Source organism: Mucilaginibacter sp. KACC 22773 (assembly GCF_028736215.1).
Lineage (GTDB): Bacteria > Bacteroidota > Bacteroidia > Sphingobacteriales > Sphingobacteriaceae > Mucilaginibacter.
Map to the genome: position 1 here is coordinate 761,515 of NZ_CP117883.1, position 23,500 is coordinate 785,014.

A 23,500-nucleotide genomic window follows, 5' to 3' on the forward strand; every position below is an offset into this window, starting at 1 on the left:
TTTAGATAGTGCGTGTGGTGGCACTTTTTTCAATCAAGTCCATAAGGTTTTGAGGCTCAAAATAAGCTACCCACAAATTAATGGCCTTGCCCTTTTGGATCGACCAGTGCTCAGATATTCTTACGGTATGTGGTGTATCCATGATCCCGATATCAATTACAATAACTACGTTATCATTTTCACCGATAAGTGAAATGATTTCGCAACGCTTAAAATCAAGCACTGCTGTTACCTGCAGCAATACATCTTCCAGGTAGGTTTTGAGATTGCTTGTGCCGCCCCAGGGCAGATAATCGGGAGCGGTCACTTTAAATTCAGGGTGAAAAATCTCCCCATATTCCTTGGCTTCGCTGTTTGTACCGCCTGCATAAAAACTATGCACCAATGCCTTATTCTGATCTGTTAATAGTTGATCTGTCATGATGTTTATTGCTGATTTTTAAGATCGATGACTACGTTTTCGGTAGCATATATCCAAAGAATATGCGCTCTGTCAATAAATTTGGCTTCATCCGGAGCTATATTCTTCAGGTAGTTTTCGGTGCCGAAAACCTGGTTGATGTCCTCCATTTTTTCAAACCAGATCTCAGCAATGCCGTCAAAGGGCGCTACCGGGAACTGATCCAGGTGCGCGCCTGTACTATGCACCTGGATATATTTTTTAACATATTGTTTAACCTCCGGCTGGCTTGAAAACAAAGGGCCGTGAATATTTTTCCAGTGTGCGCTGAATTCTTCGAGCGTAAGGTCTGACCTTCGCGGGACAAGTATGGATAGTTTGATCATGGCCCAATACTTATTTTGCCGCACCTTTTGCCGCGGCTTCGATCACTGCTGCAACCTCTTCAGGATGCGTCATGTAAGCCACATGGCTCGCCTTTATCTCCGTAACTTTTGCATTAGCTCTTTTGGCCATGAAACGTTCAGCATCAGGCGGAATCATCCTGTCCTGGGTTGACACGATATACCAGCTTGGTTTGTTACGCCAGGCAGCTTTTGTCAGCACAGTCGTAAATGTGGCCAGGCCGGATGGGGTTTGCGCGTGAGCCATAAAGTCTGCTTGTGCTGCTGGAAGGTCCGGGCAAAAATCTTTAGGAAACTTTGCTACGTCATACCACACCAGTCCGTTGACCGGCGGAAGCACAATCCCTGATTCGGGGTTTGGAGGGCCTGCCTTTAAAAGGCCGAGTAAAGACTCCCCGGCATCAGGAGCGAATGCTGATACATAAACCAGGCCGGCGACGCTGGATGTGTCACCCGCCTCCGTGATCACTGCTCCGCCATAAGAGTGGCCGACGAGGATCACCGGTCCGGTCTGCCTGGCCAGCACGGCTTTAACGGCCGCAACATCATCGGTAAAGGTCAGATTGGAATTGGCCACAATATCTACATGGTATCCTTTAGCGGTCAGTAATTTATAAATCCCTGACCATCCCGAACCATCGGCCCAGGCACCGTGTACAAGTACAATGTTTTTAACCTGCGCTGAAGCGCTTTCACCGAAAAGTAATCCGGAGAAGAAGATGATGGCAATCGTTAATAACGCTCGTGCCGTTTCCTTTTTGAAGAATTCTGTTTTCATGTTTGATTTTTTAAGTTTTATTAAATATTTATTCAAACACGAAATACAAGAGCGATACCAAACTGCATGTATTTGATATTCAATATTTTATGATTTTTCTTCAGGATTGACCCGTTTTATTTCGTTAATCCACCAACCTGTCAACCGTTAAGATGGCCTGCCAGCTCTTTTCTGAGACTGCTGGTCAACGTATGCATAGGGGCAGCGGTGCCGAGCACTCTGCATATTGCATTCGCGCCCTCGATTCCGAGGAACATTTTAGTTGCAAATTCGTTCGCATCGAGTGACGCTGAAAACTCTCCCGTGGCTATTCCTGAACTAAGCACCTCCGTGAATTCACTGATCGCACCATTGATCATCTTTTTCATTTTTTTCTTAATGACAGGACTGGTGTCATCGGATTCCGTAGACAGATTTATTATTGGACATCCGCCGTCAAAGTAGCTTTTTAATGGATTTTTGATCATTTCCATAAATGAACAGATCCTGTCAAATGCTTTCGTATGTTTATTAAGCGCGGTATGCCGACGCTCAGTAAGTTTTTCCAGTAAATAGTCGACTGAAGCAAAAGATAAAGCTTCCTTACTTTCAAAGTGTCCGTAAAAACAGCCCTTTGAGGTGCCGGTAGCTTCGATGATATCATCCACGGATGTACCGGCGATACCTTTTTCATTAAACAGCACGGCTGCCCTACTGACAATCAATTGCCTTTTTTGTTCCGATTTTCCCATTGTAATTTACCGTACAAATATAGACTAAACGGTTTGTTTTTTTACGATTTTGGCAAAGCATAGATAAATGGTCAGCCAAATCAAAGCAAAAAACAAAAAAGTTCCGCCCAGCCAGGTTTCATTCCTGATCGTAATGAGATTGACCGTACCGTAGCTGATCAGTGAAGTTAAAATAAAGAGGCCGCCGCCGGTTATACCGCTTACTATTCCTCCGTATGAAGAAAATCTACCCAGACAATAGGCGAATACATTGTTAAATAAAAACCCGGATATAAGGTGGATGAGTGCGGTAAATAGCACGAGAATTATTAGACTGTTATAAGCATAGCTGCTGGCAACCATGAGCAATGCAAGCAAAAGCTGGATGCTTATCCCACCTGGTAGTTTTTGGTTCAATGGTTTGCTGATCAATGACCTGGATATAATACCGCCGGTCATCAGCGAAAGCCCGGAAATCAGTGAACAATATCCGGTGACAACAGGTTGCAGGTGAAAAACATGCTCGATGATGAACGGAGAAACCATTCCGTAAACCACCAGCATGGCATAGCTGATCGAAATCATCAGCAAGCCAAGCATGTAGTCGCGGGCCTTTAATGTTTCAAAGTATATGTTCAATATATTTTGAAACCGGAATGGATTCCTCGTCTGTAATGATTCGCCACCATATAGTATTTCCAGAACAAGTATCAGCGTTGTTGTAATTCCTAAAAACCAGAAATTACTTCTCCAGCCAAACCAGGATTCCAGGTAACCACCCAGAAACGGAGCGATGATCGGAGATGCTGCCCATACAATTGAAAATAAGCTTGTATAACTTTTTAATTTTGCTCCGGAATAGAGATCTATAAAATAAGCACGTTTACCAACCACGATTAAGGCGACGGTTATACCCTGAATTGCCCGCATTGCGTATATCAGCGTAATCGAAGTTGTACATGCAATGCCGAAGCTGGCAAGGGTAAATACAGCCAGTGAAATAAGCCCAAGCCGGTAACGGCCAAAGCTATCCAGCAAACTGCCGACAAAGAGCTGGGCTAGTCCGGAAGTAACCATAAAGATTATCAAGGTGAGCTGCACATCGGTAGATTTTACCCCAAGGCTATGTGCCATGGCAGGCAGAGAAGGGATATAAATATCTGTGGCAAAACCCGAAAGGGGAATAAGCGCAAATGCAAGCACCGTGCTTACTCCCTGATGTTCTTTTTCAAATGTTCTCACCTTAGATTACCATGGCATTTCTTCACCCATATGGATCATTTTCCCGGTCGGTCCGTCCTCTCCAAGCAGCGCCAGGCCTACACTCGTCTTTGCGCCATCGGTAATACTCATTGGAGCCTGATCATTACCACCCAGTTCTGTTTGAACCCATCCGGGATGTGCTGAATTGACTTTTATCCCCAGCGGAGCAAGTTCATCAGCAAGCTGGATAGTGAACATATTCAGCGCGGCCTTTGCAGAATTATAGGAAAGCACCCGGAATCCTGCAATAGGACTTTCCGGCTGTGAGTGAATAGTTAATGAACCGAGGATACTGGATAAGTTGACGATCCGGCCGGCAGTGCTCTTTTTAATCAGGGGTAACAATTCCCTGGTAAGATAAACTACACTGAAAAAATTAGTTTCATAGATGTGTGCAAATTCTTCTTTGGAAGTTTCAAGCGTTTTGCTTACGAAAAGAGACTCTTTCGGAGCAACACCTGCATTGTTAATGAGAATATCCAGTCTTCCAAATTTTTCCGCGATGTATAAGGCGGCAGCTTTGCGCTCGTCCTCGTTGGTTACATCCAACTGTATACCGTATGCATCAATACCCTGACCGATCAGGTCCCTTGCTGCGCGCTGTGCAACGTCCAGTTGGCGTGCAGTAAGTATTACAGTGATACCTTCTTCACCAAGTTGTTTGGCGGTTTCAAACCCAATACCGCGATTTGATCCGGTTATCAGGGCTATTCTTTGATCTTTCATGATTTAATTTAAAAATGTGTTGCGAAAATGGACTAAATAGTTTGTTATTTAGACTATTCAGTCTATTGTAAGCTTATATGACCTGTTAATTGCAATTGAGCGAGAGATGTTAATAAAGTAATGTTGCGACACCCGGCAAGAGAATTTTAAGGCGTTCAGCGATTCCAAGTGCACCGAAGGAGCCTATTAAAAGATCGCCACCTTCAGAGTAATGTGACCAGCCCTCATAATGGACAGGAATGATCATAGCATCAGGAAAGGCCGCAGCGGTATCTACGACGTCATTGCTGTCCATGGTCAGACTGAATGGTGTGCGTGGTTTAGCTGCCCCTGCAAATACAAAAACATATTTTGGTTTGAATCTCCCGGCTACTTCGGTGACACCCTGGTAAAAAACGGTATCTCCTGTCAGGTATATACCCGAATCTTTATCACCGTTGATCGTAATTATAAAACCGGTAACGTCTCCTGCAAGTTTTTCAACGTCGGCTGGACCATGCCTTGCAGGCGTTGCTGTAATGGTGATTTCATCGCCCGAAGGTGCGTTAATAGTTATTTTTTGCCATGGTTCCATTCCTTTGACTGTGCCTCCAAGTCGTTGGGCAGCGGCTGGCGTAGACAGAACCTGAGGTACAATACTTAAGAGCTGACGACCAGCTTTATCTAAATTATCGTCATGCTGATCGTGACTCAGGAGAACGAGGTCGATCTCGCCAATGTTTTGAAGAGCCGGCCCTGATAGCTTTTTGATAATGTAATCAGGCCCGGCGGGAAAATCTCCGGGAGGATCAAGCGTTGGATCTGTCATGATACGCAAACCGCCGATCTCAAAAATGACGGTCGGGCCGCCAAGGTAAATAACCTGAACAGACGTTTTTATTTTTAACTCATTCATATGATTAATTTTCACAGCAAATGCCATTTGCATGCCCATTGTTATGTATTTGGTAATCAAATACTTGTTGTGGGTTTGAAAACTATCTGCTGTTTTATTTCGTCATTTTGATGAATGACGTTACCGAAAGAGCTATTTGATTATCAATTAATGCATTCATATACAGTTTTGGTAAATCCGCGAAATAAAACATATAAACTAATTCATTACTTTGTTAACGCATAGATTATCAGTTCATTATATCCAGGCATTAAAATGGAAATGAGTGCAGAGATCGACCGGCCAAAGGCTGGTGAAGTATCGTAGATTAATGTGGTAAATAAGATTTAAGCCGTATATTTATTGAAATGGAAAAGCATCTTACCGAAATAGAAAAGGATAACAGCTATGCTGCCCGGCTGCTGAATCTTTCTATCGCGGTCTGGCCACTGGCCGGCATCGGAGAAACGTTTAAATTGTTGGCTGGAGAACTACAGGAGATTGTAGATTTTGAAGCAGCGGACGTTTTCATTTTTAATGACGATGCAACAGCGACGCAATCAAGATACACCTTCAAAAACAGGAAATTATATGAATTTGCAGGTGTAACAGATCCGCATTTCTTTTCCGCCCAGGGGAGGGCCACTTTAAACAGCCTGTTTCTGCCCGGATTATCAAGACAGATGGCCGGGTCCTATTGGATAAATAGCGTGCCTGAAGCGTCCCTTTTTTTTAAAAAGGAAACAGAATATAAATACACTTTTTATATTCCTTTTTTTCAGCAAACGGTTCTTGCCGGATTTTTTCAATTCAGAACGAACAAGCCGGATGGATTTAGCCTTGCTGACCAGGATGTATTAACCCTGACAGGAAAATTACTGGCGCCTAAACTGGATACTTTACTAAGAGGAAGCGCGCTCGCCAAAACCAACGGTCTCACAACAGCAGGCCTTGACCTGTTAAAACTGGAATTGTTTGCCTTTAGCAACGACATTGCAGCAACACATAATAAAGAGGATCTGAATAAACTGGTTCAGCAAAAAATTAAGACCCTGTTTCCGGAACTGGCAATACTGATCTTAAGAACGGAGAATGGCGGAAAGTCATACCAGCCGGTAAATGGCTCATCTGATTCGGATATACTCAGCGAAGAAGAATTGCTTTTCGCGGAAAACTGGTTTGATCGCAGCTTATCTGCATCAAGTCCGATTACTTTGTCACTGAATGAACTGGCAGGTAAACGAAATGCGCCGAAATTGTTTAATAATTTGCTAAACCAGGGCTGGACGAAAGTTGTTTTCGCATTACTGGAAAGCAAGAACCGAAATACGGGGCTATTGCTATTTTTTCTTAAAGACTCATTTGAAATCCCATTATTATTTGCAGAGGGCATTAGGGAGATAGCAAAGCAATTGTCAGTAGCCTTAAACAACGTCATTACCAGCGAAAAAATCGAAGACCAGTTTGACGAAATCAAACGATATAAACAACAGCTGGAGACTGAAAACAATTACCTTCAGGAAGAAATAGCCACTGCCTTTAACTACAATGACATCGTTGGCCTGAGCCCGATAATGCAACGAGTTTTTCATATGGTTTCACAGGTCGCCGACACAATGAGTTCAGTACTTATTTTAGGTGAAACGGGTACTGGAAAGGAACTGATCGCCAGGGCACTGCACAATACCTCTTCCAGAAAAAAGAAAACGATGGTAAAGATCAACTGCGCCGCGTTGCCCGCAAACCTGATAGAAAGCGAATTATTTGGACATGAAAGAGGCAGTTTCACAGGTGCGACAGACAGGAGGATTGGAAAGTTTGAACTCGCCAATAACAGCACCTTATTCCTCGATGAAATTGGCGAATTGCCAATGGATTTACAAGGTAAACTGCTCCGGGCCCTGCAGGAGCGCGAAATAGAACGCATCGGCGGGACCGCCGTAATAAAAGTAAACGTCAGGATAGTTGCGGCCACTAACCGAAACCTCCTGGAGGAAGTACATGCGGGAAATTTTAGGAGTGATCTTTATTTCCGGCTGAATGTATTTCCAATCATACTACCTCCGCTTAGGGAACGCAAGGAGGATATCCCGTTGCTTGCCAGTCACTTTTTAGAGAAGCATAAGAAAAAGGCGACACGCCGGATTACCGGCTTTTCTTCCAGGGTGCTAAAGCAGCTCGGCGCTTATAACTGGCCCGGCAACATTCGGGAACTGGAACACCTGATTGAACGCTGCGTACTGATGGCCAGCGGGCCTGTCATCAACCAAATTCCGGTTGTATTAACAGATGCGGAAAATATGGGCGATGGTGTACCTGATATGCGTATAAGGACGATAGATGAGATTGAAAGAGCGCATATTATGATGGTGTTGAAGAAATGCAGCAATAAGGTCGCCGGGATCGGAGGAGCTGCAGATGTTTTGCAAATACCAGCTTCTACTTTAAACTCCAAAATGAGGCGCCTCAACATCAAACGCGCCTATAACAGCCGTTAGATAATCGGTACCAGCATCAAAATCTTTTTTTTAAATTCAATCAACCTCCTCTCCATTAACACAAGCCCATCACCTGGCTAAAAGCGATCCTATCCTTTTTATTATCCCATATTAACGCCCACCATCGGTAATTGACGATATAAAATAGGGAATCAAAAATAAAAATTATTAAACAATTGATATACAGGACATTATTACATTGGCACTTGTTTGGCATTCCATCGTTCAAATCACAACGCTATGGAAACAGTCTTTGTACTTACGCACACCATGATGGCCGCTTGTGCAATAGCCATCGTCTACGCTTCGATATCAATACCTGATCCTATCCGCGAGAAACGGCGGACATTTTCTTTCCCGGTTGCCGGGAGAAAAAAAGTCGGGCCGCCCCAATTTTCCACCAATTCCTTTTATCGCGTGGCATGCAGCCTGCTGGCCTTATTTATCGGCTGATATTCACTTGATATTTATATAAAATCAACATCATTAACTCATCGAACTAAATAAATTAAACACAATGAATGATCTTTTAAAACTCGCTATATCGGCACATGGCGGCATGGACCGCTGGAACCAGATTAAATCCGTAAATGTGCAGGCATCAATAACCGGCGGCGTTTGGTATGTTAAAGGAAGGCCGGATGTACTTAAAAATATTTCCGTATATGCTGAAACCCAAAATGAAAAGCTGATTATGGATTTTCCAGGCCAAAACAAAAAGACAATTTTTGAACCAAAACTTATCTCCATTGCAGAAAGCGATGGCAGCGTTTTAGAATCATGGGAAAATCCAATTTCTTCCTTTGCCGGACACACCAGAGAAACGGCGTGGGAAGATGTACACGTTGCTTATTTTAGTGGGGAAGCATTGTGGACCTATTTAACCATACCGTTTCTGTACGCTTATCCGGGTTTTGTAACGGAGGAGATTGAGCCATGGCAGGAAAGCGGGGAAACCTGGAGACGGTTAAAAGTAACTTTCCCCGATTATATATCCAGTCACAGCCGTGAACAGATTTCCTTTTTTGGGCCGGATGGGTTACTTCGCCGTCATGACTACAAGGTTGATATACTCGGCGGGGCTACCGGCGCTAATTATGCCGCAGATTACCGCGATATAAATGGAATAATTGTCCCTGCTACGCGCCGTGTTTATGCTTATCAAGGAGATCATATAGTGGTTAAAGAACCATTGTTGGTTGCAATTGATATGGGGGAAACCAATTTTAATGATAAATAAGGTAACGCATCAAGTGTTCGATCAGGGTTCTATTAAGTGGCAATTTATTTCACTATCAAACCCTGGTTGAATTAATTAGAATTAATCGTTCGCGTATTAAAATCAGAAGTCATGAAGGATATTAGATCTTTTGGCAGTAAGGATACATTCCTTGTTTGCAAACAAAATGATCAGCCGCCCCGGCCATGGATAAACGGAATTCATTTACCGTTTGCCGTCCGTAAAGAGGATTGTAAAAACTTCCAGGCGTCCGGAAAACAATTTTTTGTGCAATTATGGAAGCGTGGTTTTACTATCTACCTGATGGTGCAAGATGTTTTTCTTTTAATATACAAATGATGTTGAATTCAATACTCCAGGCTAAGCCCCATTTTATTCATCTCGCCTCCAACGCTCATTTTCCACCCGGTTTATTCATTAGCCTTGGTAAAATAGCGATATAAAACAACAAAAACCGGGGAGTTTAGCATCAAATTTCTGTAAGCCAGGCATTTGCAAATTGGCATTGTAATAGCCCAATGCCTTGCATATAAATATGCAGGCCTAATTTAAAAACCAAAACAAGTTAATGTTTGAGTTCGCACAAAATAATGTTTTGGCTGGTGTTGTAATCATATCCGGTTTAGTTATTGCTTATTTTTTAGTAAGAACTTTTCGGTGCCGTTACCTTAATAAACAGCGCTGCAAAGCAGAAATTAACAGGCATCAGTTAGAAATTGATGCTAAAGATCTTTCCATTCTTAAAATAGAAGAACAATTAAAGCACCTGAATAATGAGCAAAGCCGGCTGCTTTCTGAAAATGAATGGTTACATAACGAAATAGATCATAGGGTAAACAATAATCTTCAGGCAACGCTGGGCTTACTTAATCTGCAATCAGTATATGTCTCCAATGAGGACGCGTCTGAGGCAATAAAAAATATTCAGCGGCGTATATATGCGATTTCATTAATTAATAAAAAGCGTAACGGCTCTGATGGTTCATCGGCGATTAATATGAAGGAGTACATCGGGGAACTTGTTATTTATTTAAGGGATGTTTTCAATGTACAAAATGCTATCGAATTTGAATTATTAACCGAGCCTATAATGCTTGACTTAACCAGGGCAATACCTTTAGGACTGATTATCAACGAAGCAATTACCAACGCGATTAAGTATGCATTTCCGGTCACAAAGAAGGGGAAGATTATGATCAGATTAGAACGGGATCAGAAAAAAAATATAACATTGATCATAAAAGACAACGGCGTTGGGTTACCCGACTTTTTCAATGACAATAATAATACACTGGGAAAGAATTTGATAATTGGGTTGTCGGATCAATTGCAGGGTGAACTGATAATGGAAAATAATTTCGGGACACAGTTATCGATCGTTTTTAAATTGTTGAATAGTAAATGATTTTTTTGTCCCCCCCCAATAAAAGCTGGTTATGGTTAAATTACTGATAATATGCTTTATTTTTTTCACTTGAATGGGTTATGCCCAGCCGCTACCAGGTAATTCCCCGGGGTATTCAAATCATGCATAGTAAAAAAAGCCAGCCAGATACCAATAGAATTAAACTAAGGTTGCAATTAAGCGGATATAATATTGATAAGCCCAACGACGATAAAAGGATTTAGGCGGCTTTCCTTTTTAAACCAGGTACCGAAATTGAGCGATGATTTACGCTTATTGATTGGAGAAATAATTACTCATGGGACTCACGAAATGGTCGACTTTGAATACCATGATATACTGAAACATAAGTTTGCAGCATCAAATGAGGTTTTAGTTTAAATATCATTTAACGAATAGTTTAACGGTATCTTTATAGGGGAATTGTAAATCATTGATTTAATATGGAAGTCGGTTATGCTTAGGACACTAACAATATGCCTGATCTTTTTTTTGCTAACCGGGTGGGTTACGGCCCGGTCACAACCAAAAGACTCGCCCGGCACTATAATGGCGCTTATTCAACAAAGCAAACCGGACACGAACAGGGTTAAGCTCCAATTGCAATTGGGAAGTTACTACCTTTTTAAATCTGGTGAATATAAAAATGACCTGGACAGCGCTCTTAATTTTTTTACCCAGGCCATGCAGTTAAGTACCGTGCTAAATTCTATAAAGTGGCAAAATGCCGCTTTGATCCTTAAAGGAAATTGTTTCCTGGAAGGGAATGATATTAAATCCGGAAAGGCTTGCCTTATGCAGGTGATTAACTATTATCACAAAACCGGTCAAATGAAACTGGAAGCGGAGAGCTGGGTCAGATTAGGTGACAATATTCCCGGTTTTCCAAATCTTTTAGATGACAAAGCATTTTGCTATGGCCGTGCGAGAATTTTATTCAGAACACTTAATGACAAATTAAGTGTCATCACAATGCTGAAAAACGCGGCGGATATGCACCTTAATCAGGGCAAACTTGACCTTTCCGAAAAGGAATTATTTGATGTACTGGGCCAGTTAAAGGCTATTCATTACCAAAAATTGCAATACACTTATGATCTGCTTGCATCTTTATATAATTTAAAAGGGGAACTGCAAAAAAGATTGTATTATCAATTAGAGGCTATAAAATACGCTGAAGCTACGATACCCCCTTCCGGGAGGGAATATTTTTACCTGAGAGCTGTATTGGTTTATGCCGACTTAGGAATGCACGATAAAGAAGAATTCTATTGTTACAAGGCACTAGGCACTTCGAAAAAGGGTAAAAGTGCATATTTCATAAATGAATTATCATGGCTGACCAAGGATTTAATATTAACAAATAGAAGCCAGGAAGCGCTTCGCCTTTTGAAACAAAATTTTAAACCGGGTGATTTACTGAATCTGGATCAAAAGAGGGTTTTATTTAAGCTGTTCGGAAACTGCTACACAGCCCTCAAACAATATGACCTGGCTGAAAAATATTACGTGGCAATGCTAAAAATAAATGAAGCCCTCGCCGACGAAACACAATACCAAACAGTAGCTAATTTTTATATAATTACTCAGCAGTTTACAAAAGCAGCTTTCTATTTGAAAAAACTACAGGGTTTTCCGAACAGCCTGATTGGCCCATTAAACTTACGCGAAATTGAGTTGATGAGGTTTAAAGTTGATTCAGCTTCTGGTAACTACCTTTCTGCTATCGGGCACTTTGAACTATATAAAAAAGTAAATGATTCCTTATTTAACGCTACAAAAAGCAAGCAAGTAGCGGAGCTGGGGATAAAATACGAAACCGCCCAAAAGGAAAAATCTATTGCGGCATTGGAAAGCAGGGGCCTGGTTCAGCGGACCGAATTGCAAAAGGCAAACCTGCAAAGGAATATAACATTTATAGGGATCGTCATGTTGTTAATTATAGCGGCATTGGCCTATAATGGTTACCGGAACAAACGACGAAGTAACCTGAAGTTAGAGGTGAAACAATTTGAAATCAACAAACAGAACCTGGCGCTTCAAAGCTTAATCGGTGAAAAAGACTGGCTGCTGCGTGAAATACACCACCGGGTTAAAAATAACCTGCAAACCACGATGAGCTTGCTAAACATGCAGTCCTCTTATATATCAAATGAAGATGCCCTGGAAGCTATCCGGAGCAGCCAGCGGCGCATGCATGCCATGTCCCTGATCCATCAAAAACTCTATCAGTCCTGTAACTTAACCTATATAAACATGGATGTTTATATTCACGAGTTGGTCAACTATTTGAAAGAAAGCTTCAAAGGAACAGGAAATATCAGCTTTAAATTACAAATACAATCAATCGAACTTGATGTGGCGCAGGCGGTACCCCTGGGGCTTATTATTAATGAGGCTATTACAAATGCTATTAAATATGCATTCCCAAAAAGCATGAAAGGCAATATAGCGATTTCGCTGAATCGAACTAAGGAAAACCGTTTTAGGCTAACAATAACGGATAATGGAATCGGGCTACCTGATTCTTTTGATATTTCAAGCATCAATTCCCTCGGAATAAAATTAATGAAAGGGCTTAGTGATCAGTTACAGGGCGATTTTTTCCTGAATAATGATCATGGTACCTGCGTGATGATTGAGGCTCAGTATCATGATATACTGGAACACGAATTTGCTGCACCAAAAGAGGTTTTAATTTAATCATTGTGTTATGGACGGGAAAATACTAATTGTTGAAGACGAGTTTATTATAGCTAGTGATCTTCGCATTATTTTGGAAGGGGCGGGCTATGAAATTGCAGGAATTGCTCCTTCAGTTGCCAAGGCACTGGAAATAATCAATTTAAAAAGGCCCGTCTGGGTGTTTTTAGATATTTATTTATCAGGGACACTTACGGGTATTGACCTGGCCAAACACTTGGTAGAAATGAACATTCCATTTGTTTATGTTTCCGCAAACTCCAATCAAAGCATCCTGGAAGCAGCGAAGGCTACAAAGCCCTACGGATTTTTAGTAAAGCCTTTTCGGGAAAAAGACGTGCTGGTTACCTTTGATATTGCCAAATACAGGTATGAGCACGATATTGAATCAAAAATCCTCAGCGAAATAAAGTTGCAGGATGAAGTGGTGAAAATCCTCGCTGATACCGGCACCAAAGAAGATAAGGGCGTAAAAATCGTTTCAGCAATATTATCTCAAATACCTTTTGACTTTTTTTATGTTAGCTGGACTGATCCAAAAACAAAGGTTCAGGGCGGTCAGGGGTTTGTTAAAAACCTGGATAAAGAGATTAAGCCAATCGGTAATGCCAGTCTTTTAGAAAAAGCCGGGAAAGATAAAAGCGAACTCGAACCAATTAAAAAATTCTCAACCCCGTCGTCAAAAACAAAGATTTTTGTTGAGCATGACTTCGCAGGCTTATGCCGAACGCATTCATTCGACCAATTTCTGGGCCGCACGTTTGACCTGAAGTCCGCTTTGATAAAAACATTCCCGGGTAATGGATCCAGCGAAATTAACTTTTCATTTTATAGTCATAGCAAAACAGGTTTTAATCAAAATCAAACAATATTACTGGACCGGCTAAGCTTGCTTTTAATTCAATTGCTTGATAATATACCAACATACCAGCAATTTGTTGAAAAACAATCAGACCAGCCATTAGATCGGGTCAGCCTGGTACTGAAACCGTCAGTTGCAGATTCAATTGCTGATAAAAAGCCCGATGGGTTAAGTTTGGGTTTAATCGGCGAAAGCCAATGTTTTAAACTAATAAAAGAACAATTGGCCACAATTGCCCCCTTTGATATTTCGGTGCTCATTTTAGGAGAAAGCGGGACTGGTAAAGAAAGATTAGCCCAGGCTATTCACAAATTATCTTCACGGGCTTTAAAACCCATCATTAAAGTTAACTGCGCTGCGATTCCTGCAACGCTGATCGAATCTGAGTTGTTTGGCCACGAGCGTGGAGCATTCACTGGTGCAATAGACCGCAGGATAGGTAAATTTGAACAGGCAATTGGCGGGACAATTTTTTTAGATGAAATAGGTGAGCTGACTATGGACCTGCAAGTTAAGTTATTGTGCGTTTTGCAGGAGAAAGAAATTGTGAGATTAGGGGGAAACCAGGTCATAAAAACAGATGTAAGGGTCATTGCGGCTACTAATCAAAATCTTGAAAAAGCCATTGCAGAAGGGCGCTTCCGTTTGGATTTATATTACCGCCTCAATGTATTTCCTATAACCATGCCGCCTCTGAGGGACAGAAAGGAAGACATTCCCGCGCTGTCACGCTATTTTGTAGCTAATCTTTCCAAAAAAATGGACAGGCGTGCAAAGGATATTTCAGAGGACGCATTAAAAGCGCTCGTGGCTTACGACTGGCCGGGCAATATCCGCGAACTGGAAAATATCATTGAGCGCAGCCTTGTATTTAACAGGGGGGATATTATTGAACAAATCGAAGCGCCTCAAAATCAGAATACAGAAAAACAGACCCAGCAGCTTTCCGGCAGGATCAAAACTATCAGGGAACTCGAAAAGGAACATATCATATCAACACTGCACTATTGTAATGGAAAAGTGTCCGGAGTCGGTGGGGCTGCTGAATTATTGGATATGCCGGCCAATACGTTGTTTGCCAGAATTAAGAAATTAGGCATTTTAAAGGATTTTGAATAATGAAGAAGTTACAATTAACTAACCCGTGATGGGTTTAAAATATAAACGGCTATTACATTGCGTTGTAAAAAGCGCGGTACCTCTTGCAGGATTCTTTTTCTGTTTACTGTATCCCTGCGTCTCCTTTGCGCAAAGAGCTAAACCGAATACACTGACCTTGTTAGAAGTGAGTTCGGGGTATTACACCGTTGCAAAAAATGCAACGGTAGACCTGGACAGTAGCTTATCGATAACCAGTAAGTCTTTTAGGCTGAGCCGTGTTCCGGTAATTGCAGAAGGCATAGAGCCTGTTTATTCCTTAAAAAACTGCGGGTGGATGGATAATGGCAATGTGGATAGTGTTAAAAAAAGCCTGGGCCGGATAAAAAATAAAAATGACAAGGCTCGGCTTTCCTTGCTGCTTGGCGCTTACTACGCGTTTTATCCCGGCTTCCGGACCAAATACATTGACAGCGGCATCTTTTTTCTTTCTTTTTCTAAGAGCATATGCGACGAGTTAAATAAACCACAATGGTCATCACAATGCGCCATTTTATTAGGAAAATGTTACTATAAACGGAATGACATTGCTGCCGGTAAAAAATGGTTTCAATGGGTTGCTGATCAAAAAAACGTTGACCCGGCATTACAAGCGAAATCGTTTAACTATCAAGGTATGTACTGTCCTTTTTTAGCTAATACTACAGGCTACCGGCTGGAATGCCTCAGCAAAGCACTACATCTCTACCAACAGCTTGCTGATACTGCTAACCAAATAAATACGTTGATGAACACCGCGTATTTAAGTTTTGCCAATCAAAAAGTAAATGACGCGCTAAGCGCAGCTAACGCATCCTTGTATTTGCAAAAAGCCTATCACTTTGCCAATAGTCAATACACCTATGATCTTTTAGCTTATCTGATGGACTTAAGGGCCGATTTCAGTAAACAATTAACCTATGCACTTGCTGCTATCAACTGCGCCGAGCTTACCCGGGATAGTCTTGCGCTTGGAAATTTCTATTCGAAAGTAGCACTATCTTACTCTATTCTAAAAAATAGCAGCGAAAGTAAAAAATGGAAAGAAAAGGCACTCCAGGAATACGCAAGGCACGGCACCAGTACAGAACTTTACCCGGTGCTCATCGATATTGCACAGACAGATCCCAATGATCAATCCGGCGCGGAGCTGATTGGTTTAATAAAAACGGCGATTAAGAAAAACCCACCCGCTAATGCCGTCGACCAGCAATTCGCCTATCTTGCCCTGGGGCACGGCTATGAACTTTTAAAAGATTATAAAGCCACCGAAAGCTATTACGCTAAAGCGGAAGCATTGCAAAAGTACAATCCGATGTTAAAGGGCGGGATAGATAATATAAATATCTTATATCGCCTGGGGCGTTTTTATGTCAAAATTAAAAATTACAGGAAAGGTAAAATTTATCTTTCAAAGATTATAACCGAACCTTATAAAACATTTGCCAACAAGGAAACATTGATGCATACATACTTTTCTTTGCATATTATCGATTCTGTTTCAGGGAATTACTTATCATCGCTTAATAATTTAAATAAATATTCATCCCTTCAGGACTCTATATTTTCAGAAAATCAAAATAAGGAGATAACGACACTCAATATAAAATATGAAACAGGGCAGAAAGTAAAAGATATCCAATTGCTTACGGCTCAAAGCCAACTGGCAACACAACGGGCAGCGACCACCCGGAGAATAACTTATTCAGCCATAGTTATTTTGTTATTTGTGATATTTATGATCTATAACCGCTATCACTTTAATAAAAAAAGCAACAACCTTTTGAAACTTCAAAAAGAAGAGATTGATCAACAAAACCACTCCCTTCAATTACTGAATCATAAGCAAACCGTATTATTAACTGAAAAGGAACTATTGCTCCGGGAGATACATCACCGGGTGAAAAATAACCTCCAGACAACGATGAGTCTGCTGAACATGCAGTCGAATTATATCGACAATGATGCCGCGCTTGACGCGATCCGGAGCAGCCAACACAGGATGCAGGCAATGTCCCTGATCCATCAGCAATTGTATCAATCCGACACTGTCGCGTATATAAATATGGATATATATATCAGGGAATTGATCAGTTATCTGAAGCAAAGTTTTAATGGTGCCGGAAATATCTCCTTCAATTTACGGATAGAAGAGCTGACCTTAGATGCAGCTGAAGCCGTTCCAATAGGTCTAATTGTGAACGAGGCGGTAACCAACGCGATTAAATATGCTTTTCCCGATGGCCGGACAGGAAATGTCGATGTTATACTTACAGCAATGATTGATTATACATATATTCTTAAAGTCAACGATGATGGGATCGGGATACCGGAATCTTCAGAGCAAAAAGCTACAAATACGCTGGGATTGAATTTAATGAAGGGTTTGTGCGAGCAACTGGAAGGGGAATTTACGATAGACAGACGAAATGGAACCAGCCTGATCTTTAATTTCAAAGTGAAAAGGAGTATTCACGAAGAGATCGTGAATTGATGGTCTGTTTTTACGACAGCAGCAGTGGAATGGCGTGAAATTCAAAATTTATATGCGGAACAAAATAGTGATCATGGTGCCGGTGGCAGACTCAAATGATAATGTTCCATCCAGGTCATTACAAAGCCCTTTGATCAGTTTTATCCCAAGAGAATCGTAAGTGGCCTGGTTGACATCTCCCGGTATCCCGATCCCATTATCTTTGATGATCAACTCTATTCGTTCTTCCTTTTGGCGAAGGCTTAGGGTGATTTTAGGTTCTGTATTCGCAGGGAACGCATATTTTGCAGAATTAGTGATCGCTTCATTTATGATCAACCCTACGGGAATAGCCTTATTTACCGGAAGGCGCAGAGACTCTATATTCGTTGAAAATTTGATTTGGAGGTCGGGACTGAAGCTATCAAGAAAGTAGCCAACGAATTCTTCCAGGTAAGACTTCATGTCGATCGTTTTTATGTCTTCTGCCATATAAAGTTTCTGATGGATCAGGGACATGGCATAGATTCTTTGCCTGCTGATCTTTATTGCTGCTAATGCCTCACCCTTAAGATATTTCGACTGAAGCGAAAGGAAACTGAGTACCGTATGCAAATTATTTTTTACCCGGTGATGAACTTCTATGAGCAGGTACTCTTTTTCCTGAATAAGGCCTTCCAGTTCCTTGTTTTTTATTAGAATCTCTTCATTTTTAGTCGTGATCACAGCGTGCTGCTTCCCAATTATCCGAAACGTTTTTTGCCGTATATTATAGTGACGAACGAAAAAACCACCACCGATCAAAAGAACGCAGATACCTGCAATTGTTTCATTGATTGTTCGCCTGCTTTTACCTAATTCCGCATCCTGAAGTTTAGCTTTTTGATGTAGCAATTCGATCGAGTTATCCTTTTCTTTAGTTTTATAAACAACTTCCAGCTCCTGGAGTTGCTTGTTTTTGCTTAAATTGAGAAGAGAGTCGGATAATTTTCTGAATCGGATCGTGTAAAAGTAAGCTGACCTGTAGTCATGGGTAAGAGAATCCAATTTGGCGTGTTCGCCGTAACTATTTTGGCGGTAGAAATTATTATGCTCTTTTTCGGCGTACGCTGAAAAAGTACGCAGATAGACATAAGCTGCTGCGTAGTTATGCAAAGCTTTCTCGTAGGTTTCTAACATAAGGTAAATGCCCGCTTTTTTAAAATCATTTAATCTTGGATCATTAAGGAGTCTTTTATTGGAAATGAAATATGGGCTTGCCTTTTTATAATCCTTCACTTGAAGATATGCCTGCAAATAGATGATCTGATTATTATAGTTAACGTCGAAGTCCGCAAAGCTTGAATATTGAGCGATAGTTTGGTTTAGTAGATTGATGGCCAGCTGAGGCTGATGCATGGACAAATAAGTTCTGCATAAACCTTGGGCTATCATATAGGTATCTGAGGTATCGCGAGCTTGCACGGCGATTGCCATTGCCGTTTTGCCATGCTCTAAAGATTTAGGGCAATTACGCAGGAAGTAATAGGCCACACTAACCGTATTTTCAATTTGCAATCGTTGCGGGCCGGTTTCTTCATGCACCTGCTCACTGGCGGTTATTGCCCAAAGGCCGTAAGTGAGCGCCTGCTGATAGTTGCCTAACCAAAGCTCATCCGTACACATTAAAATATAAATACCCTGCAGCTGTTGATGCGCCGATTTTAAGTGAGCCAATGCCAGTTTTGCAGCTTCAAGAGATTTCGTGAATTTTCCTTGTTGCTGATACAGGTCGGCGAGCATGAGCATATCCGCAGCGAGGTCAGCCCGGTCTGGAGATTGCCTGAGCAGAGCAATTGCTTTCTCCACCAGGGATACCCTGATAGCTAACTGGGGTTGATTGGTCAGGTCTGTATAGTAGCGTGATAATTCATAACAGGCCTTACCGAAAAATATCGTGTCCCCGGTGAATTTAAGACGTTCCACCGCTTTTGCTACCAGCGACATTCCTTCTGTTTTCTTTCCATTCTTATCTGCTAAACGGCCTTCTACAAGTAGAATGTAACCATCCGTCCATGGCGAACCGAACCGTGGATGCAACTTCTTTGCTTTATTAATGAAGTAAGCGGCGCTATCAAGGTCTTGCTTTGATGAACCTTCTTTTCTTATATAAAAATCTGCCAAATTCAAAGCAGTGCCCGCTCCGGTTGTTGACGCAGTGAGGCCTGGTACCAATTTCAATAGGGAATCTGCCTTTTGGCGGGATGTAACTTGTCCATTGACTGTAAATACCCAATTAAGCAAGAACAGGCAGACGAGTATTTTTTTCATTTTGGAATATAGTCTTAAAGGAAGCGTATTTGTATGGGGCCTGTTAGTTGCAGTAACTAAGCTAATCTAATGCCAGTTTTAACTTGTTCATTTATAGCCTGTAAAAAAATGCTTGACGGAAAAGCTTGTTAAATATAACCAATTTCTCTTTTGACTTATCCAGATAGTTGAATTAGGTATTAGGCCGGAGATTCTGATGAACCAGACTACCCGATTCCGGTGAAAGCTTTTTGGTTAGGTTCCTGATATGCATTTAAACCAAAAAAGTTATTGCAATCGACCAGGCCGAAGGAATAACCAGGCCCTGCGGGTGCCTCGTCCGGCAACAGTAGCCGGATGGGCAGTTTCCCTTCAGCCGGTTGAAATCAATTTCATAATTATGCTGAAGCTTTTCTCCATCGCAGTCCCCGGATTGCTGTCAGGTTTTAATTCCTTTTCATTTAGCCTTTGCTTGAGGCAAATTTACCCCTCTTCAGCGGTCAAGGCCATGTGAATGCCGCTTTAAAAAATCTCCACACCTCGCTGCGCTTCGGGTAGTATTTTTTGCGGCAGCCTTGCCCCGCTCGCCCCCCGCGCAAGTTTTTTGCCTCTATCAAAGGCCAAATGAGGGTTCCGTCGAAATGGTCTTTGAAGAACAGATTTTTTAAACAATTAAAAATTAAAAACGCAATGGAACTAACAGGAAGATTAACCTCTGATGCTAAGGTTAGCGAGGTTAAGGGAGGAAAAAAAGTAGTGAATTTCAGTATCGCTATTAACGACAGCTACAAACCCAAAGATGGTGAACGGGTGGAACTGACCACCTATGTGGAATGTGCTTACTGGATTAACCCGAAAGTAGGGCAATTCCTTAAAAAAGGCTTATTGGTACAATTAGGTGGCCGTTTGGGTAGCCGTGCATGGGTCAACAAGGATGGGGATGCTATAAGCTATTTAACCTGCAATATCTCCAACCTTAAATTTTTGGGCGGCTCATCAAACAGCACCTCCGCAAAGCCGGAAAAAAGCAAAAGCAATGCACCGGAAGACGACGACCTGCCTTTTTGAGGGCGGAAACATAATATATAACCGAGAGCAATTCAGTAATCACTTAAAAAATTAAAGTCATGTCACATAACATCAATGAAGCAAACGGGAAACACAGCTTTTTCAGTGTAAAGGAAAAAGCATGGCACGGGTTAGGTCAGATTGTTGAACAGTACCCCACAAGCGCAGAAGCTATAAAATATGCGGGTTTGGATTATTTCGTGGAAAAGCGCCCGCTGTTTACCTATGATACCGAGAACCATACAGGCGACCCGGACAATGATATTCTAATCCCTGAAATCGAAGTACCCAATTATTTCGCTACTATCCGTAATGACACCGAACAGGTGTTGGGTGTAGTCGGCAAAGATTATGAGGTAGTGCAGAATGTGAACGCCTTTGAATTCTTCGACGCCATTGTAGGTGGCGGGGATGGCATTTTATACGAAACTGCCGGGGCATTGGGCAAAGGCGAACGTATTTTTATCACCGCCAAACTACCGGGCTATATCAGGGTAGGCAGACAGGATATGATTGAGCAATACCTGTTTTTAACCACCTCGCACGATGGTTTCGGCAGTATCACCGCAGCATTTACCCCCATCCGCATTGTCTGCAACAATACCCTGAACGCTGCCATGCGAAACCATAGCAATTCTATTAAAATAAGGCATACCGCTTCAGCTAATGACCGCCTGAAACAGGCGCATACTTTAATGGGTATCAGCGGTACGATGGCAAACGAACTGGAAGATATTTTTAACCATTGGTCGCAGGTGCGTATCACCGACATGCAGGTGAAAAAATTGATACAGGTGGCTATGGCTCCAAATAAGGAAGTCATCACCAATCTGGAACTGGGCTTACTGGATAAGCTGTCAACTACCTATACCAATATCGTCGATAGTGTTTACGAATATGCTTTGGGAAATCCCACCCAGCAAATGGACACTACCGCAGGTACAGTATTTGGCGCTTACAATGCCATTACCGGGTATTTTCAAAACGTGCGTAAATACGGGAATGAGGAAGCCAAATTTAAATCGATCATGGACGGCACAGGCAAACAACGCGGGCAGGTAGCTTTTGACCTCTGCCGTGACTTCGCCCGTCATGGCGTGAATGCGCTGAACCAAATCAAATAAATTAACGGGGGAGCAATCCCCCTTATTTTCCAACTCAAAATTTAACATCATGCAACCTTTAAGAGCCATGAACAATGTACAGAAAGCAAGATTATTACACGCTTTACTGATGCACGAGATACCCGCATTTTTAATCTATACCCAACAGTTAAGCACCTATATGCGGGAGAACCCCGATGAAGTGCGCAGGGTTTGGGTTAACCAATTGTTCGGGGTGGATTTTTGGTTTCAGTTAGCCGACGAGGCAGACCGCAAAATCAAAAAATACGGCAGGCAACTGGAAAAGAGCAGTGCGGTATTCAGTGACCAGTTATTTGACGGCTACAGCGCATTATACCTGAATCACTGCCTGACCACCTACACCGAACATGGCAAGCATACCGATCCCAAATTTAAAACAGCCGTCGAATTATTTTTTAATCCTTAAAACACGCAGAAAATGGAAAAGCAATTGCTAAAAAAACGTTTTGATGAACTGCTGACGGAATATGACCTGTCCGGCCAAATCGAACGGTTATATCAAAAAGCGGTAGACAGCGGGGCAATCGATGTGGAAAGGGAATCAGGGGATGATTACCGCCTCGCCAAGATTATTTGGTACGCTATTATCTTAAAATTAAGAGAGGAAAGCGTTCCGTATCATCCAGACAACCGCAAGGAGGCGCAAAATTTATCCCTGTTTTTATAATCATTAAAGTATACGACAATGGAACTATTAATCATTCATCTGAATAACACGAGCCTGCATGCTTATAGCCTGATAGGCATAGGCTTGGCTATCCGCTACCTAATCAGCAGGCGCAGGTTCAACCGCAGGGGTGTAGCAGGTCTGCAGCAATTTTCATCCTATGAAAAATGGTGGATTACCACACGGATAGAAAGCCTGTTTAACCTGTTAGCCGTGTTGGCCATTCTTGCAGGTGCATTCCTTTTAATCTTTAAATAATCAAAATATGAAAACGAATTTCTTTGAAAATATAGCCAGTCTGAATGCCCCGGGCATTTGGAAAATAGGCATCCAAAATGACGAAAACGGGCGTTTTGTAGTGTCTGCGCTTTATGCGCCAACCGAAAATAACGACCCTGCCCTGAAAACCATAGCCCCCCTGATTTTCAAGGGAACTGCTACAGAAATGGATGAGGGCTTTTTTGAAGCCATTGAAAAGCCCGTACAGGAAACCGCAGGTTTATACAGCAATCTTGATGCTTACCGTAAATCTTTAGAGGGTGCTAAAAAGAAACTGGCGCAAAATAATAAAAGTCAGCCCGCCAAGGTGAAATCAGAGGGTGACGAAGACGGTGAGGATGATTTGGAGGTTACCGAGCCGAAAGTTTCAGCCGAGGAAAAAAAGAGAATTTATACGGAAGCTATCAGAAAAGTCGTGTTACTGAACGATGCATGTAAATATGCAGAAGCCTTGGATGTTTTACCATCCGTGACCGACTACCCTGAAAAGGCGGAGGAACTGAACAAGCGAAAAACCGACCTGACCCGGAAAAAAGAACAAATGGACAAAGCCCTGCAACTATTTAATCAAGACTAGCC

22 protein-coding genes are annotated in these 23,500 nt (G+C 41.9%); 14 read left to right on the forward strand and 8 right to left on the reverse strand.

From position 1 onward, the window contains the following. Position 1 precedes the first annotated feature (1 nt). The 7 genes from PQ469_RS03230 to PQ469_RS03260 form a co-directional block, all read right to left on the reverse strand. Entirely contained in the window at positions 2-421 is a 420-nt protein-coding gene (locus PQ469_RS03230) for a hypothetical protein (RefSeq protein ID WP_274211698.1), read from the reverse strand. A gap of 5 nt (positions 422-426) precedes the next feature. Continuing rightward, positions 427-786, reverse strand: a complete 360-nt coding sequence (locus PQ469_RS03235) for an EthD domain-containing protein (protein WP_274211699.1) — start codon at positions 784-786, stop codon at positions 427-429. A gap of 10 nt (positions 787-796) precedes the next feature. Next, positions 797-1,582, reverse strand: a complete 786-nt coding sequence (locus tag PQ469_RS03240) for an alpha/beta hydrolase (RefSeq protein ID WP_274211700.1) — start codon at positions 1,580-1,582, stop codon at positions 797-799. Positions 1,583-1,722: 140 nt separating this feature from the next. After that, positions 1,723-2,313: a TetR/AcrR family transcriptional regulator gene (locus PQ469_RS03245; protein ID WP_274211701.1), complete on the reverse strand. Its 591-nt coding sequence runs from the start codon at positions 2,311-2,313 to the stop codon at positions 1,723-1,725. Between the two features lie 24 nt (positions 2,314-2,337). Further along, positions 2,338-3,534, reverse strand: a complete 1,197-nt coding sequence (locus PQ469_RS03250; protein ID WP_274211702.1) for an MFS transporter — start codon at positions 3,532-3,534, stop codon at positions 2,338-2,340. 6 nt (positions 3,535-3,540) lie between these two features. After that, a complete protein-coding gene (locus PQ469_RS03255) occupies positions 3,541-4,281 on the reverse strand; it encodes an SDR family oxidoreductase (RefSeq protein ID WP_274211703.1) in 741 nt (246 codons plus the stop codon). 109 nt (positions 4,282-4,390) lie between these two features. Next, positions 4,391-5,215, reverse strand: coding sequence for an MBL fold metallo-hydrolase (locus PQ469_RS03260; RefSeq protein WP_274211704.1), 825 nt, complete (start codon positions 5,213-5,215; stop codon positions 4,391-4,393). Between the two features lie 308 nt (positions 5,216-5,523). On the opposite strand from PQ469_RS03260, the gene PQ469_RS03265 reads away from it, so the two are divergent. From PQ469_RS03265 to PQ469_RS03300, 8 genes are all read left to right on the forward strand, one after another. Continuing rightward, a complete protein-coding gene (locus tag PQ469_RS03265; protein WP_274211705.1) occupies positions 5,524-7,653 on the forward strand; it encodes a sigma-54 interaction domain-containing protein in 2,130 nt (709 codons plus the stop codon). A gap of 240 nt (positions 7,654-7,893) precedes the next feature. Next, on the forward strand, positions 7,894-8,106 hold the full coding sequence (locus PQ469_RS03270) for a hypothetical protein (protein ID WP_274211706.1): 213 nt from the start codon (positions 7,894-7,896) through the stop codon (positions 8,104-8,106). A 64-nt stretch (positions 8,107-8,170) separates the two neighbouring features. Further along, positions 8,171-8,893, forward strand: a complete 723-nt coding sequence (locus PQ469_RS03275; RefSeq protein ID WP_274211707.1) for a hypothetical protein — start codon at positions 8,171-8,173, stop codon at positions 8,891-8,893. Between the two features lie 111 nt (positions 8,894-9,004). Beyond that, on the forward strand, positions 9,005-9,232 hold the full coding sequence (locus PQ469_RS03280; protein ID WP_274211708.1) for a hypothetical protein: 228 nt from the start codon (positions 9,005-9,007) through the stop codon (positions 9,230-9,232). Positions 9,233-9,461: 229 nt separating this feature from the next. Continuing rightward, entirely contained in the window at positions 9,462-10,298 is an 837-nt protein-coding gene (locus tag PQ469_RS03285) for a sensor histidine kinase (RefSeq protein WP_274211709.1), read from the forward strand. Positions 10,299-10,754: 456 nt separating this feature from the next. Further along, positions 10,755-13,001 (forward strand): tetratricopeptide repeat-containing sensor histidine kinase, encoded by a 2,247-nt coding sequence (locus tag PQ469_RS03290; RefSeq protein WP_274211710.1) that lies wholly within the window; start codon positions 10,755-10,757, stop codon positions 12,999-13,001. Positions 13,002-13,011: 10 nt separating this feature from the next. After that, positions 13,012-14,982 carry a sigma 54-interacting response regulator gene (locus PQ469_RS03295; protein ID WP_274211711.1) on the forward strand — a complete coding sequence of 657 codons (1,971 nt, stop codon included), beginning with the start codon at positions 13,012-13,014 and terminating at the stop codon, positions 14,980-14,982. A 166-nt stretch (positions 14,983-15,148) separates the two neighbouring features. Further along, positions 15,149-17,494, forward strand: coding sequence for a sensor histidine kinase (locus PQ469_RS03300; protein WP_274213805.1), 2,346 nt, complete (start codon positions 15,149-15,151; stop codon positions 17,492-17,494). Between the two features lie 48 nt (positions 17,495-17,542). Here PQ469_RS03300 and PQ469_RS03305 read toward each other — a convergent pair whose 3' ends face one another. Then, a complete protein-coding gene (locus PQ469_RS03305; protein WP_274211712.1) occupies positions 17,543-19,783 on the reverse strand; it encodes a histidine kinase dimerization/phosphoacceptor domain -containing protein in 2,241 nt (746 codons plus the stop codon). Between the two features lie 669 nt (positions 19,784-20,452). Here PQ469_RS03305 and PQ469_RS03310 point away from each other — a divergent pair. Genes PQ469_RS03310 through PQ469_RS03335 form a run of 6 tightly spaced genes read left to right on the forward strand, consistent with a single transcriptional unit; the run spans position 20,453 to position 23,498 of the window. After that, complete coding sequence (locus tag PQ469_RS03310) at positions 20,453-20,830, forward strand: single-stranded DNA-binding protein (RefSeq protein WP_274211713.1); 378 nt, start codon at positions 20,453-20,455, stop codon at positions 20,828-20,830. Positions 20,831-20,889: 59 nt separating this feature from the next. Further along, positions 20,890-21,954: a DUF932 domain-containing protein gene (locus PQ469_RS03315; protein WP_274211714.1), complete on the forward strand. Its 1,065-nt coding sequence runs from the start codon at positions 20,890-20,892 to the stop codon at positions 21,952-21,954. 49 nt (positions 21,955-22,003) lie between these two features. Continuing rightward, complete coding sequence (locus PQ469_RS03320; protein WP_274211715.1) at positions 22,004-22,381, forward strand: hypothetical protein; 378 nt, start codon at positions 22,004-22,006, stop codon at positions 22,379-22,381. A 12-nt stretch (positions 22,382-22,393) separates the two neighbouring features. Then, complete coding sequence (locus tag PQ469_RS03325; RefSeq protein ID WP_274211716.1) at positions 22,394-22,642, forward strand: hypothetical protein; 249 nt, start codon at positions 22,394-22,396, stop codon at positions 22,640-22,642. A gap of 18 nt (positions 22,643-22,660) precedes the next feature. After that, positions 22,661-22,900, forward strand: coding sequence for a hypothetical protein (locus PQ469_RS03330; protein ID WP_274211717.1), 240 nt, complete (start codon positions 22,661-22,663; stop codon positions 22,898-22,900). A 7-nt stretch (positions 22,901-22,907) separates the two neighbouring features. Then, on the forward strand, positions 22,908-23,498 hold the full coding sequence (locus PQ469_RS03335) for a PRTRC system protein E (RefSeq protein ID WP_274211718.1): 591 nt from the start codon (positions 22,908-22,910) through the stop codon (positions 23,496-23,498). Positions 23,499-23,500: the final 2 nt, after the last annotated feature.